Raw genomic sequence first — 12,454 nt, 5'->3', positions numbered from 1 at the left:
GTCGGGTCTGACATTTTTGGGCACTTACCAAAAGGTGCATACTTGTCGTTAGGTGGGTACGCCGCCAGCTCAGTGCAACCTCAATGAAGGAGCACATCATGAGCAGACTACAAGGCAAGACGGCGGTGGTGACCGGCGGCGGAAGCGGCATCGGACTCGGAGCCGCCAAGCGGTTCGTCGACGAAGGCGCGTTCGTCTACCTCTTCGGGCGGCGGCAGGAGCCGCTCGATGCCGCCGTTGCGCAGCTAGGACCCTCGGCGCGCGCAGTCAGGGGCTCGGTGACGGATCTGTCCGACCTCGATCGGCTGTATGCCGCCGTCAGGGACGAACGAGGCAGCGTCGACGTTCTCTTCGCCAATGCCGGGACCGGAGCCTTTGCACCGCTCGGCCAGATCACGCCCGAGCATTACGATCAGATCTTCGACGTCAATGTGAGGGGGTTGGTGTTCGCCGTGCAGAAAGCCCTGCCGCTGATGCGCAAGGGATCGTCGATCATCCTGACCGGATCGAGCACGGGCGTGATGGGGACGCCGCAGTTCAGCATCTATAGCGCGACCAAGGCGGCGATCCGCAATCTGGCGCGCAGCTGGGCGCTCGACCTGCGCGGCACGGGCATCCGCGTCAACGTGCTGTCACCGGGGCCAACTAAAACGGAGCTGGCGTTGGAGGTTGTGGGCGAGGAAGCGTTCGATGCGCTTGGCAGCTCCACGCCGATCGGGCGTGTGGGCGATCCCTCTGAGACAGGGGCCGTGGCCGCGTTCCTGGCGTCCTCGGATAGCAGCTACATGACCGGCGGCGAGATCTTCGTCGATGGAGGCCTGGCGCAAGTCTGAGACTTTGAGCGCGAGGGCTTCGGTCATCCGAAGCCCTCGATGCGCGGCGATGATGGGGACGCGCCTAGATCCCCAGCAGCTTGCGCGCGTTCGCCTTCAACACCTTCGGCCGGATTTCGTCGCGGATGTCGATCTTGGCAAAATCCGACAGCCAGCGGTCCGGCGTGATCACCGGCCAGTCCGAGCCGAACAGCATCTTGTCCTGCAGGATCGAGTTGATGTAGCGCACCAGGATCGGCGGGAAATACTTTGGCGACCAGCCCGAGAGGTCGATGTAGACGTTCGGCTTGTGAGTCGCGACCGACAGCGCCTCTTCCTGCCAGGGGAAGGACGGGTGGGCGAGGATGATCTTGAGGTCGGGGAAATCGGCCGCGACGTCGTCCATGTACATCGGGTTGGAATATTTCAGCCGCATGCCCATGCCGCCCGGCATGCCCGAGCCGACGCCGGTCTGGCCGGTGTGGAACAGCGCGATCGCACCGCCATTGTTGATCTCTTCATAGAGCGGATAGGCCATGCGGTCGTTGGCGTAGAAGCCCTGCATGGTCGGGTGGAATTTGAAGCCGCGGACGCCGTATTCCTCGATCAGCTTGCGCGCCTCGCGCGCCCCGAGCTTGCCCTTGTGCGGATCGATCGAGACGAAGGGGATGAGGACGTCGAGATGTTCGGAGGCGACCTCCAGCATCTCGTAATTGTTGTAGCGGCGGAAGCCGGTCTCGCGCTCGGCATCGACAGGGAAGATCACGGCCGCGATGTTCTTGGAGCGGTAATAGGCCGCGGTCTCGGGCACGGTCGGCGGATGCTTGTTCGGCGACTTGAAGTATTCCGCCATCTGCGCCTGGAAATCGTCATAGCCGTCGTCGGGATGGCAGCCGCAGGGCTCCTCGGCATGGGTGTGGATGTCGATGGCGACGACATCGTCGATATTGGGCAGCTTCAGCTTCGGCATTGGTTTCCTCCCGACGGGTTGCCAAATTGATTATATGATATAACGAATTTGGCAAGGTGTCGTCGAAGCCCCTTGAGATCATGGCGATAAAATTGGACCGATCCGGCCGCTTCTACTGTGCATGGGGTTGTTTTCACCATTTTGCTGGGCCGGAACCGGGCGGTTAACATTGACATCACCGCCTGCCATGCCTTAAGAACCGCCCCGTCCCGGGCGGTCGGTCCGCCGGCGGGAAAGATCTCATTTTGCCACATTCGCGCGTGCCGAAACGGTAGTGCCGAACACGGCCTTTCGAACGTTCAGGATTCTGCCATGAAGGTCCGTAACTCGCTGAAATCGCTGCGCGGTCGCCATCGCGCCAACCGCCTGGTCCGCCGCAAGGGCCGGGTCTATGTGATCAACAAGGTGCAGCGCCGCTTCAAGGCGCGCCAGGGCTGATATCGCCCTGCCGGGCGCTCGCGTGCCCGCAAGACCACGGCCTCACACGAGTTTGACGCCGCCTTTGCTTTGCAAGGGCGGCTTTGAGCGTTTAGACTTTCGCCATGGCAGTCAGATTCCCTTTCGCGTGCTCCCTGTGTCTGGCCCTTGTGCTGGGAACTGCCGGCCTCGCTCCGGCCTCGGCGCAGCAGGTTGAGCCGCCGGCCAAGCAGAAGAAGCTGCCTGAAGCGCCTGCAAAGCTGCCCAAGGTCGATCGCAGCAAGAATCTCGATTTCCTGTTCGGCGCGCTGAAGGCGGCCCCCGATGAGGCCAGCGCCAAGCATGTCGAGGCGCGGATCTGGGCGATCTGGCTCCAGACCCCGAGCGACACGGCAGCGCTCCTGATGTCCCGCGCCAAGACCGCAGTCGACGCGAAGAAGATCGACGTCGCGATCAAGCTCCTGGATTCGGTCATCAAGCTCAGGCCTGATTACATCGAGGCCTGGAACCGCCGTGCGACGCTCTATTACATGCAGAACGATTATGGCCGCTCCCTCGCGGACATCCAGCAAGTGCTGATCCGGGAGCCGCGCCATTTCGGCGCGCTCGCCGGCCTCGGCATGATCATGCAGGAGGTCGGCGACGATAAGCGCGCGCTCGATGCCTACCGCAAGGCGCTCGCCGTCAATCCGCACCTCGAGAAGATTCCAGATCAGGTCAAGGCGCTGACCGAGAAGGTCGAAGGCCGCGACATCTAGCTATAACTCGATCATTTCTTGAGCGATCGCCGCCGGCGTGGATTAACCACGATCGCAGGCGTTGCACCGCGAGGACTATTGCGAGGCCCGTTACAGGCCTACCTGCATGGCAGGAGCGAAAGCCATGAAGGGTTTGGTGGTCGCAGCTGTATTGCTGCTCGCGTCGGGGACGGTGAGCTTCGCCGACGAACTGTTCTGGGTGGTCGGCAACCGCGCCACCGGCAAATGCACCATCGTGACCAGCAATCCGGTCATCATCGGCGACATCTGGTTCGGCGACGGTCCCTACAAGTCCAAGACCGATGCCAAGCTTGCCCGTTCGACGATCCGCGCTTGCCCCGCAGTCACGCCCGACGAAGAAAAGGAAGAGGACGGGACGGACTAACCTGCGCTCAATGCAGGACGTTGCTGCCGCGCTCGACGAGGCTGCGGTCGGCGGCTGCGGCGTAAGCCTTTGCAAGCTCGGTCTCGAGGTGCTCGTTGATCAGGAGCAGCGCCCGCACGGCACCGCGCAGATCGCCGTTGCAGCTCGCGACGATTTCGTCGATCGCAGTGTCGTTTGATCTGAAGTTCATTGGAATTCTCCGGTTCAAATCAGGACAAATCCTGCCGGTCTTTCCCGCATCGCCCGAAGTTGCGAGGAGGATCGGCGCCCACCCGCGCCTAGATGGCCGAACCGACCATGGCGATTATATGGAAGCAGCGATGACGCCTGCATGAAGCTGTTCCGGGGCTTGCGTACGCTCTCGGATCGTTGTTGATTTTATTGAGTTTTTTGGTTCGGCAATTGTACACATATCCACAGCCCGGCAGTTTCGGTGGAGGCGCGGCAAGCCGGCGGCGAAACTGCCACCCGTCAGACCCGTAACTGCCCTGTGCCCAGGATCACCCGGATTCTCCCCATGATCGTGATGTCAGTCGTGACGGCGCTGGTTCTGCTGGCGCTGGTCACCCAGGCGGGGATAGTCGCCGTGCAACGCGCCCATCCACCGCAGGGCCGGATGATCGAGGTCGACGGCGCGACGCTCCATGTCGTCGATATCGGCCCGCGCGATCCGGGTCTTCCGATCGTGATGCTGCACGGCGCAAGCTCCAACCTCGAAGCGATGCGCCGGCCGCTCGGTGACATCCTCGCCCGGGATCATCGCGTGATTCTGATCGACCGCCCCGGCCATGGCTGGAGCACGCGCGCGCGGCGGCAGGATTCGACGCCGCAGATCCAGGCGCGGATGATCGATGAGGCGCTTCACAAGCTCGGGATCGATCGCGCGGTTTTCGTGGTGCATTCCTGGAGCGGCGCGCTCGGGGCGCGGATCGCGCTCGATCACCCGCACCGCGTTGCCGGTCTCGTGATGCTCGCGCCGGTCACGCATCCCTGGCGCGGTGGTGTCGGGCGCTACAACGAGATCATCGCAACGCCCGTGATCGGTCCGCTGCTCGCCTACACCATCACGCTGCCGCTCGGCTACGTCCTCGCTGAATCCGGCGCGCGCAACGTCTTTCTGCCGCAAATCATGCCGGATGGCTTCGTCAAGGATTCCGCGACGCCGCTCTTGCTGCGTCCCCGCGAGTTCATCGCCAATGCCTATGATCTGGTGACTCTGAAACAGTCCGTCGCCGCGCAAGTTGCGCGCTATGGCGACATTTCCGTGCCGGTGACGATCATCGCCGGCGAGCCCGACAAGACGGTGAAAACCAGCATCCACGCGCGCCCATTCGCCGCGGCGGTGCCGAATGCGAGGTTGATCGTGCTGCCCGACCTCGGGCACATGGTGCAGATTGCCGTACCAGATCTCGTGAAGTCAGAGATCGAGACGATGATCGGCAAGATCGTTCCGGCGCAGGCGGCCGCCGATTAAAGCGTTTTCGAGCGAAACTCCAGCGGCCGCCGTTCGCGCGCTTACTGCTTGATCTTCCCGTCCTTGTCGAACTGCGACACATAGGCCCAGAGATTGTTGATCTCGGTCTCGTTCTTGATGCCGGCGAACGCCATCTTGGTGCCGGGGATCTTGGCCTTGGGGTCCTTGATGTATTCCTTGAACGTGGCCTCGTCCCAGGTGATGCCGGAATTCTTGTTCGCATCCGAATAATTGTAGTCCGGAGCCGTGCCCGACTTGCGGCCGTTGAGGCCGTTGAGCTCGGGGCCGACCTTGTTCTTGGCGCCTTCGCCGATCGCGTGGCAGGCCAGGCACTTGTTGAACGATGTCTTGCCGGCCGCGACATCCTGCGCCATCGCGGCGGGTGCGGTGGCAATCACGGTGAGGATCGTCAGTGCGCCAAAAGTCAGTTTTGTCATCGGGTGCTCTTCGTCTCTTCCCTGGTGGGTCTGGTCAGTCTCTTGTCTGATCGACAATCGCCGGCCCGCCGCTTTTGGCAGGCCTGCTCGGCTTGGACAAGCCGCCAAACCATGACAGGTTTCACGGTTTCCTGCTTGTCCCAGAGCGAACTCGCTTCAGATCCTCGCTCCGACTTTCGGATGGCCTACCCAAACAAGCGCGGACGTGGTTGATTTGCCGCGACAAATTGGGATCATGCGGCGCGAGCCGGAAGGATATGTCAATGGCCATCATGATGCCTGCGAGCGACCAGACGGTGCTGGCGCGCCGCGCGGAGATCATTGCTGCGCTGCGCGCAATCGTGCCGGGCGAGGGCGTGATCGACAGTGCCGCCGAGATGCGGGCCTACGAATCCGACGGGCTGACCGCCTACCGGCAGCCGCCGATGGTCGTGGTGCTGCCGGATACGACCGAGCAGGTCTCGCTCATCCTGAAATATTGTGCCGCGCAGGGTATCAAGGTGGTGCCGCGCGGCTCCGGCACCTCTTTGTCCGGCGGCGCGTTGCCGCTCGAAGACGGCGTGCTGCTCGGGCTCGGCAAGTTCAAGCGCATCCGCGAGATCGATTTCGACAACCGCGTCGTCGTCACCGAGCCCGGCGTCACCAACCTCGCGATCAGCCAGGCGGTTGCGCATGCCGGCTTCTACTACGCGCCCGATCCGTCCTCGCAGATCGCCTGCTCGATCGGCGGCAATGTCGCCGAGAATTCCGGCGGGGTGCATTGCCTGAAATACGGCATGACCACCAACAACGTGCTCGGTTGTGAGATCGTGCTGATGAGCGGCGAGATCCTGCGCATCGGCGGCAAGTCGGCGGAGAACCCAGGCTATGACCTCATGGGCGTCATCACCGGCTCGGAAGGCCTGCTCGGCGTCATCACCGAGATCACGGTGCGGATTCTGCAAAAGCCTGAGACCGCTCGCGCGCTGATGGTCGGCTTCGCCCAAGTCGAGGCGGCCGGCGAGTGCGTGGCGCGCATCATCGGCGCCGGCATCATCCCCGGCGGCATGGAGATGATGGACAAGCCCGCGATCCACGCCGCAGAGGCCTTCGTCCACGCCGGCTATCCCCTCGACGTCGAAGCGCTCCTCATCATCGAGCTCGACGGGCCCAAGATCGAGGTCGACGAGCTGATCACGCGCGTCGAGGCCATCGCCAATGCCTGCGGCTCGACCACCTGCCAGATCTCGACCTCGGAGGCCGAGCGCAATCTGTTCTGGGCCGGTCGCAAGGCCGCCTTTCCGGCCGTGGGCCGCATCTCGCCCGACTATCTCTGCATGGACGGGACGATTCCCCGCGGCGCGCTGCCGAAGGCGCTCGCCCGTATCCGCGAGCTCTCGGAAAAATACCAGCTTGGCTGCGCCAACGTGTTCCACGCCGGCGACGGCAATCTGCATCCGCTGATCCTCTATGATGCCAACAAGCCCGGCGAGATCGAGCGCGCCGAAGCGTTCGGAGCCGACATCCTGCGTGCCTGCGTCGAGTTTGGCGGTGTGCTCACCGGTGAGCACGGCGTCGGTATCGAGAAGCGCGATCTGATGGGCGACATGTTCAGCGAGATCGATCTCAACCAGCAGCAGCGGTTGAAATGCGCCTTCGACGCCCAGGGACTGCTCAATCCCGGGAAAGTATTTCCGACCCTGCACCGCTGCGCCGAGCTCGGCCGCATGCATGTCCATGCGGGCAAGCTGGCATTTCCGGATATTCCCCGATTCTGAGCGAGCCGATCATGCGGCGGGCGTAAACGGGCGGGCCGCCAACGTTCGCAACCAACCTCGCCGCATTCTGATCGTCCAAGGTCAAAAGGAGCCGCCCGGGAGACCCCGGCGGCTCCTGCTTGTATCGATTCCGGGTTGGTCGTCAGTAACCGCGCTTCGTGCCGTTCATGGAGCCTCATATCAGCTCGTATTGCGTACGCTCACGCTTGGCCAGCAAGGCCAGCGCCTGCCCTGCGATATGGCTCTTGAAATGCGGGCTGTCCTGATGCGCCCTGAAGGCGGCTTCATCGTGGAATAATTCGTAGAACAGGAATTGAGCCCCGTTGTCCTTGGCGCGGCCGATAAGGAACAGTTTTACGCCCGGCTCGCTTTGCGCCTGCGGGAGGAAGTCGCGCAGGATCTCGGCAACACGATTGGCCTCTTCGGGCTTCGCTTCCCACTGCGCCACGACCAAAAGACCGCCGCCGCTGACCGCCTGGTAGAAGGTTTGCTGGTTCGTCGCCTGCTCGTTCATGACGAAAACTCCATTGGAGAGAGGATCATTCGATCAGTAGCGAAGTTTGCATGGCAATGGTTCGATAGTGATCGAAGTGCGACATCGCGCGGAAGCGGCGCGATGCGGCACGGTCCAGATCTTGAAAGTAACGAGACCGCGAAGCGGTCGAACCACGAAGGCGGTTGCAGCTCGGCCTTCATCCTTCGGGACGCTTGCGCCGCAAGCTCCTCCGCGCTCCGGCCGCGATGCTCCGAGGCGGTGCCCTTCATGCGTCGAATTGATTTTCCGCGCGAATTTCGCTACCGCCTCTTCCCGTGGATACGCTCAGGGTCAGAGACGCCAAAGACGTCGAAGAGGTGGTGCGCGCGGCGATTGCCAATGAGCAGCCGCTCGAGATCATCGGTCATGGCAGCAAGCGCAGCATTGGCCACGCCATGGCGACCAACGCCGTGCTCGACGTCTCCGCGCTCAATGCCGTCACCTCCTACGAGCCGAACGAGCTGATCGTCACGCTCCAGGCCGGGGCGCCGCTTGCCGACGTGCTGTCGCTGATCGATGCCAAGAACCAGCAATTCGCCTTCGAGCCGATGAACACGGCGCCGCTGCTCGGCACGCCGGTGTCAGGCACCATCGGCGGCATGATCGCGGCCGGGCTCGCCGGTCCAAGGCGGATCAGGGCGGGCGGGGCGCGTGATCATCTGCTCGGGGCGCATGCCGTCTCCGGCTTCGGCGACAGCTTCAAGACCGGCGGCAAGGTGGTGAAGAACGTCACCGGCTACGATCTCTGCAAGCTCCTCGCGGGGTCGTGGGGCACGCTGTCGGTGATGACCGAGGTCACGCTCAAGGTGATGCCGAAGCCGGAGGCGGAGCGGACGCTGTTGCTGCGCGGGTTAGAGGATGCCGCCGCCAACAAGGCCATGACTGCGGCCCTTGGCTCACCCTTCGACGTCTCCGGTGCCGCGCATCTGCCGAAATCGGCACTCCGGGCCGAGACCGAGGGGCTGGGCGACATCGTGGGCCAGGGCGAGGCGCTGACCGTGCTGCGGCTCGAGGGCATCACCGCATCTGCCGCGCACCGCGCCGGCTCGCTGCGCGAATTGCTGGCGCCGTTTGGAATCGCGACGCTGATCGAGGATGCGGCATCTGCCGCGCTGTGGGGCGCGATCCGCGATGTGCTGCCCTTCGCGGCCGGCGGTGCGCTCGGCGCCTGGCCGGTGTGGCGGATCGTCTGTCCGCCGGCCTCGGGCGCGGCACTCGGGATCGAATTGGCGCGCCAGACGGGCGGCGATTTGATCTACGATTGGGGCGGCGGCCTGATCTGGGCGGCATTGCCGCCGAAGCCGGACGCGCATGCACCGGTCGTCCGTGCGCGCGCGAATGCGGTTGGGGGACATGCCACGCTGATCCGGGCCGCCGAGCAGGTCAGGCGCGATGTCGATGTGTTCCACCCACAGGCGCCGGGCATTGCCGCGCTGAGCGAGCGGGTGCGCGCCAGCTTCGATCCGAAGACCATTCTCAACCGGGGGCGGCTCACGCGGAGCGCTGGCTGAATGAAGACCGAATTCTCACTCGCGCAGCTCGCCGACCCCGACATCGCGGAAGCCGACAAGATCCTGCGCGCCTGCGTCCATTGCGGCTTCTGCACCGCAACCTGTCCGACCTATGTGCTGCTCGGCGACGAGCTCGACAGCCCGCGTGGCCGCATCTACCTGATCAAGGAGATGCTGGAGAAGGATCAGGCCCCGACCGCCGAGGTGGTCAAGCATATCGACCGTTGCCTGTCGTGCCTTGCCTGCATGACGACCTGCCCCTCCGGCGTGAACTACATGCATCTCGTCGACCAGGCCCGGGTCCGGATCGAGCAGCGCTATCGGCGGCCGCTGGCCGAGCGGCTGTTGCGCAAGATGCTGGCCTTGGTCCTGCCGGACCCGCAGCGCTTCCGCATCAGCATGTGGCTGGCGCGGCTGGCCCGTCCGCTCAGCGTCTTGCTGCCGACGCCCCGGCCTTCAGCGACGGCCGGATTGATCCCACGTATCAAGGCGATGCTGGCGCTGGCTCCGAACCGGCTGCCGCCCGCGGGGCCTGCCGCGGGCAGCGTATTCGCCCCGCTCGGCAAGAAGCGCGGACGTGTGGCGCTGCTGCAGGGCTGCGCCCAGCAGGTGCTGGCGCCGCGCATCAACCAGGCCGCCATCAGCCTCCTCACCCGCCATGGCATCGAGGTCGTCCTGGTCCGGGACGAGCAGTGCTGCGGGGCGCTGACCCATCACCTCGGCAATGATGAGGATGCGCTGGCGCGAGCGCGCGCCAACGTCGCGGCGTGGAGCGCGGAGGCAGCCGGCGAGGGGCTGGACGCCATCCTGGTGACGGCCTCCGGCTGCGGCACCGTCATCAAGGACTATGGCTATCTCCTGCGCGAGGACACCGCGTTCGCGGCTGATGCGGCGAAGGTGTCGGCGCTCGCCAAGGACATCACCGAATACGTCGCCGGCCTCGGACTCGCGACGACTGCGAGACAGGACAACATCGTCGTCGCCTATCACTCCGCGTGTTCGCTGCAGCACGGGCAGAAAATCACAGACCTTCCGAAAGAATTGCTTTCCAAGAATGGATTCGTGGTGAAAGATGTACCCGAGAGCCATTTGTGTTGCGGCTCGGCGGGGACCTACAACATTCTCCAGCCCGAGCTTGCGGGTCGGTTGCGCGATCGCAAGGTCGCCAACATCGCGAGCGTCAAGCCGGACATGATTGCCGCGGGCAATATCGGCTGCATGGTGCAGATTGCCAGTGGCACGTCAGTTCCGGTCGTACACACGATTGAGCTTCTCGATTGGGCTACGGGCGGATCGCGGCCGGCACTGAACACGCAAGCTTGAGCTTCAAAGGCTGAGCTTTCGTCCGGAGGTGACGGCGCAACGGGGCCCGATCGACCATTGTTCGGCGGCAACAGGAGGACCACGATGGCGAAAGCGAAGAAGAAAAGCAAGAAGGCCAAAAAGGCCAAAAAGGCTGTAGCGGCGAAGAAGGCCGCGAAGAAGACAGCCAAGAAGTCTGCCAAAAAGACTGCGAAGAAAGCTGCAAAGAAATCTGCCAAGAAGGCAGCCCCGAAGAAGGCCGCCAAGAAGGCTGCGGCAAAGTCGGCCAAGAAAGCCGCTCCCAAGAAGGCCGCGAGGAAAGCGGCACCGAAGAAGGCGAAGGCAGCGCCTGCTCCGAAGCCGTCAGCACCGGCAGAGGCTCCGGCTCCCGAGCCCGCCGCCGAGACAAGCTGGGCGATGCCTTCGTCTTCTGCGGAATCGGCGTCGGCCGAGGGACAGAGGTAGGGCCTCGGGCTCTCGTCGCCCCTTGGAAATCTGCAACAGAAGGGCCGCGGCGCTATGTGCTGCGGTCCTTTTGCATCGTCGCTGGCAGCGTTTGGTCGCACCGCTCCCGGCGCCAGGTTGATTCGTGGCCTGGGTATCACGCTGTCCGAGAATCCCCGGACTTTCCCGGGTCTTCTGTGCACCTCGGACTGCAAATCATGTGATCTAGAAGCCACACATGCTGACAACCTTTCGTGGAATCGTCAAAACGCCTAAAAAGTCGGCAGATGCCCGCGCTTTTTGCTTCACGGTTCCTGTCCCCCAATCCAAATTGCCGCAGCGATGAAATTTGCAATCAGGTCGAGCGCCCCGGGGGCTTCCGGGATCCGACTGGGGTCTAAGAACTGGCGATGGGGATCGAAATGAAAAAAGTGACTTTGTTGGCCACGGCGCTGGCAATGGTAACGGGTTCGGCTTTCGCGGCAGACTTGCCCGTGAAGGCGCTGAAAGCCCCGCCGCCGCCTGCCTTCGATCCCTGGGATATCGCCTTCGGCGCCGGCATCATGAGCGATTACATCTTCCGCGGCGTTACGCAGTCCAACCATAATCCGTCGGTCACGGCCTATTTCGAGCCGCGCTACAACGTCAACAAAGACCTGCAGCTCTACATCGGTGCGTCCGCGGAGAGCATCTCGTTCCCGAACCGCGCCGCGGCCGAAGTCGACATCTACGGCGGTATCCGCCCGACCTTCGGCATGTTCGCCTTCGACTTCGGTGTGTGGGGCTATCTCTATCCTGGCGGAAGCTGCTTCGGCTCGCAGGGCACCCTCGCCCAGGGCAATTGCGGCACCGACATCGATTACTCTCAGGGCGCTATCGGCCTTCCGATCAACGGCAATTTCGCCAAGAAGGACGCGAGCTTCTTCGAGGCCTATGCCAAGCTGAACATCAACATCAACGACCAGTGGACGGTCGGCTTTAACGAGTACTACTCGCCAAACTTCCTCAACCTTGGTGCCTGGGGCAACTACGCTTCGATCACCGCCAAGTGGACCGCGCCGAGCACGATCTTCGGTGCCAGCGGCGTCGGCATGTACGTGTCGGGTGAGTTCGGCCGGCAGTGGCTCGGCACCTCCGACATCTTCTACGGCATCGCGGGCGATCCGGTGTACGCGAACGGCATCAAGGAGCCGAGCTACAACACCTGGAACGTCGGCGTCGGCTTCACCTACAAGGTGTTCACGCTCGATCTGCGCTACTACGACACCGACCTGAAGAAGGGCGATTGCAACGCCTTCACCAGCGACTACACCGCGAAGTTCGACGGCAGCTTCACCCCGATCAACCCGGGCGGCTTCGGCTCCAACTGGTGCAGCGCGGCCGGCGTCGCCAAGCTCTCATTCGACCTGACGGCGATGAGCAATCTGAAGTAAGTCTTCTGACCGAGACGACTTGAGGAGGGCGGCAGAGCGATCTGCCGCCCTTTTGCTTTTGGGGCTGGTGAGAGGGATGCTCGACCGCTGCGCGAGAGCGCGACGTGTGGGGCTGAAGATCGACGCTGACGCCTCGCACTCCGGATTGCGTTTGCAGTGTGGATTTGTGGATGTGAACCGCGTCTCGTTCTCCTGGCCCGGACGCAGCGCTGCTTCAGC

General features: G+C 63.4%; 14 protein-coding genes. 10 read left to right on the top strand and 4 right to left on the bottom strand.

Going from position 1 to position 12,454, the window contains the following annotated elements; genetic code table 11:
- The first annotated feature begins 98 nt into the window (after nucleotides 1–98).
- Nucleotides 99–833 (top strand): SDR family NAD(P)-dependent oxidoreductase, encoded by a 735-nt coding sequence (locus EAV90_RS03565; RefSeq protein WP_164936760.1) that lies wholly within the window; start codon nucleotides 99–101, stop codon nucleotides 831–833.
- Between the two features lie 64 nt (nucleotides 834–897).
- Here EAV90_RS03565 and EAV90_RS03560 read toward each other — a convergent pair whose 3' ends face one another.
- Complete coding sequence (locus tag EAV90_RS03560; protein ID WP_028180449.1) at nucleotides 898–1,782, bottom strand: amidohydrolase family protein; 885 nt, start codon at nucleotides 1,780–1,782, stop codon at nucleotides 898–900.
- Nucleotides 1,783–2,094: 312 nt separating this feature from the next.
- Between EAV90_RS03560 and ykgO the strand changes: the two genes are divergently transcribed.
- The 3 genes from ykgO (at nucleotide 2,095) to EAV90_RS03545 (ending at nucleotide 3,342) form a co-directional block, all read left to right on the top strand.
- Nucleotides 2,095–2,220: a type B 50S ribosomal protein L36 gene (gene ykgO, locus EAV90_RS03555; RefSeq protein ID WP_006611362.1), complete on the top strand. Its 126-nt coding sequence runs from the start codon at nucleotides 2,095–2,097 to the stop codon at nucleotides 2,218–2,220.
- A gap of 104 nt (nucleotides 2,221–2,324) precedes the next feature.
- On the top strand, nucleotides 2,325–2,957 hold the full coding sequence (locus EAV90_RS03550; protein WP_122400923.1) for a tetratricopeptide repeat protein: 633 nt from the start codon (nucleotides 2,325–2,327) through the stop codon (nucleotides 2,955–2,957).
- A gap of 124 nt (nucleotides 2,958–3,081) precedes the next feature.
- Nucleotides 3,082–3,342: a hypothetical protein gene (locus EAV90_RS03545; RefSeq protein WP_129142614.1), complete on the top strand. Its 261-nt coding sequence runs from the start codon at nucleotides 3,082–3,084 to the stop codon at nucleotides 3,340–3,342.
- A 7-nt stretch (nucleotides 3,343–3,349) separates the two neighbouring features.
- Here the strand turns inward: EAV90_RS03545 and EAV90_RS03540 are convergent, their stop codons facing one another.
- Complete coding sequence (locus EAV90_RS03540) at nucleotides 3,350–3,532, bottom strand: hypothetical protein (protein WP_122400925.1); 183 nt, start codon at nucleotides 3,530–3,532, stop codon at nucleotides 3,350–3,352.
- 327 nt (nucleotides 3,533–3,859) lie between these two features.
- On the opposite strand from EAV90_RS03540, the gene EAV90_RS03535 reads away from it, so the two are divergent.
- A complete protein-coding gene (locus EAV90_RS03535) occupies nucleotides 3,860–4,816 on the top strand; it encodes an alpha/beta fold hydrolase (protein WP_162500112.1) in 957 nt (318 codons plus the stop codon).
- 41 nt (nucleotides 4,817–4,857) lie between these two features.
- On the opposite strand, the gene cycA is transcribed toward EAV90_RS03535, so the two are convergent.
- Nucleotides 4,858–5,253 carry a cytochrome c-550 CycA gene (cycA, locus tag EAV90_RS03530; protein ID WP_122400927.1) on the bottom strand — a complete coding sequence of 132 codons (396 nt, stop codon included), beginning with the start codon at nucleotides 5,251–5,253 and terminating at the stop codon, nucleotides 4,858–4,860.
- A 263-nt stretch (nucleotides 5,254–5,516) separates the two neighbouring features.
- On the opposite strand from cycA, the gene EAV90_RS03525 reads away from it, so the two are divergent.
- Nucleotides 5,517–7,010, top strand: coding sequence for an FAD-linked oxidase C-terminal domain-containing protein (locus EAV90_RS03525; protein WP_129142613.1), 1,494 nt, complete (start codon nucleotides 5,517–5,519; stop codon nucleotides 7,008–7,010).
- Between the two features lie 175 nt (nucleotides 7,011–7,185).
- Here the strand turns inward: EAV90_RS03525 and EAV90_RS03520 are convergent, their stop codons facing one another.
- On the bottom strand, nucleotides 7,186–7,524 hold the full coding sequence (locus EAV90_RS03520; RefSeq protein WP_129142612.1) for a putative quinol monooxygenase: 339 nt from the start codon (nucleotides 7,522–7,524) through the stop codon (nucleotides 7,186–7,188).
- A 296-nt stretch (nucleotides 7,525–7,820) separates the two neighbouring features.
- On the opposite strand from EAV90_RS03520, the gene EAV90_RS03515 reads away from it, so the two are divergent.
- From EAV90_RS03515 to EAV90_RS03500, 4 genes are all read left to right on the top strand, one after another.
- Entirely contained in the window at nucleotides 7,821–9,056 is a 1,236-nt protein-coding gene (locus EAV90_RS03515; protein ID WP_129142611.1) for an FAD-binding protein, read from the top strand.
- Complete coding sequence (gene glcF, locus EAV90_RS03510) at nucleotides 9,057–10,379, top strand: glycolate oxidase subunit GlcF (protein ID WP_129142610.1); 1,323 nt, start codon at nucleotides 9,057–9,059, stop codon at nucleotides 10,377–10,379.
- A gap of 84 nt (nucleotides 10,380–10,463) precedes the next feature.
- The gene (locus tag EAV90_RS03505; protein WP_129142609.1) at nucleotides 10,464–10,823 is read left to right on the top strand and encodes a histone; all 360 of its coding nucleotides are present in this window, start codon (nucleotides 10,464–10,466) and stop codon (nucleotides 10,821–10,823) included.
- A 401-nt stretch (nucleotides 10,824–11,224) separates the two neighbouring features.
- Entirely contained in the window at nucleotides 11,225–12,235 is a 1,011-nt protein-coding gene (locus EAV90_RS03500) for a TorF family putative porin (protein ID WP_122406381.1), read from the top strand.
- Nucleotides 12,236–12,454: the final 219 nt, after the last annotated feature.

The sequence above is a fragment of the Bradyrhizobium vignae genome (assembly GCF_004114425.1).
Taxonomy (GTDB): domain Bacteria; phylum Pseudomonadota; class Alphaproteobacteria; order Rhizobiales; family Xanthobacteraceae; genus Bradyrhizobium; species Bradyrhizobium vignae.
Note: the sequence above shows the minus strand (reverse complement) of the source record. Positions and strands in the feature narration are given on the sequence as shown.

What these genes read in the sequence shown, in the direction of transcription:
- EAV90_RS03500 (WP_122406381.1), top strand. Translation starts at nt 11,225, where the DNA reads ATGAAAAAAGTGACTTTGTTGGCCACGGCGCTGGCAATGGTAACGGGT.
- EAV90_RS03520 (WP_129142612.1), bottom strand. Translation starts at nt 7,524, where the DNA reads ATGAACGAGCAGGCGACGAACCAGCAAACCTTCTACCAGGCGGTCAGC.
- EAV90_RS03545 (WP_129142614.1), top strand. Translation starts at nt 3,082, where the DNA reads ATGAAGGGTTTGGTGGTCGCAGCTGTATTGCTGCTCGCGTCGGGGACG.
- glcF (WP_129142610.1), top strand. Translation starts at nt 9,057, where the DNA reads ATGAAGACCGAATTCTCACTCGCGCAGCTCGCCGACCCCGACATCGCG.
- EAV90_RS03525 (WP_129142613.1), top strand. Translation starts at nt 5,517, where the DNA reads ATGGCCATCATGATGCCTGCGAGCGACCAGACGGTGCTGGCGCGCCGC.
- cycA (WP_122400927.1), bottom strand. Translation starts at nt 5,253, where the DNA reads ATGACAAAACTGACTTTTGGCGCACTGACGATCCTCACCGTGATTGCC.
- EAV90_RS03560 (WP_028180449.1), bottom strand. Translation starts at nt 1,782, where the DNA reads ATGCCGAAGCTGAAGCTGCCCAATATCGACGATGTCGTCGCCATCGAC.
- EAV90_RS03535 (WP_162500112.1), top strand. Translation starts at nt 3,860, where the DNA reads ATGATCGTGATGTCAGTCGTGACGGCGCTGGTTCTGCTGGCGCTGGTC.
- EAV90_RS03540 (WP_122400925.1), bottom strand. Translation starts at nt 3,532, where the DNA reads ATGAACTTCAGATCAAACGACACTGCGATCGACGAAATCGTCGCGAGC.
- EAV90_RS03565 (WP_164936760.1), top strand. Translation starts at nt 99, where the DNA reads ATGAGCAGACTACAAGGCAAGACGGCGGTGGTGACCGGCGGCGGAAGC.
- EAV90_RS03505 (WP_129142609.1), top strand. Translation starts at nt 10,464, where the DNA reads ATGGCGAAAGCGAAGAAGAAAAGCAAGAAGGCCAAAAAGGCCAAAAAG.
- EAV90_RS03550 (WP_122400923.1), top strand. Translation starts at nt 2,325, where the DNA reads ATGGCAGTCAGATTCCCTTTCGCGTGCTCCCTGTGTCTGGCCCTTGTG.
- ykgO (WP_006611362.1), top strand. Translation starts at nt 2,095, where the DNA reads ATGAAGGTCCGTAACTCGCTGAAATCGCTGCGCGGTCGCCATCGCGCC.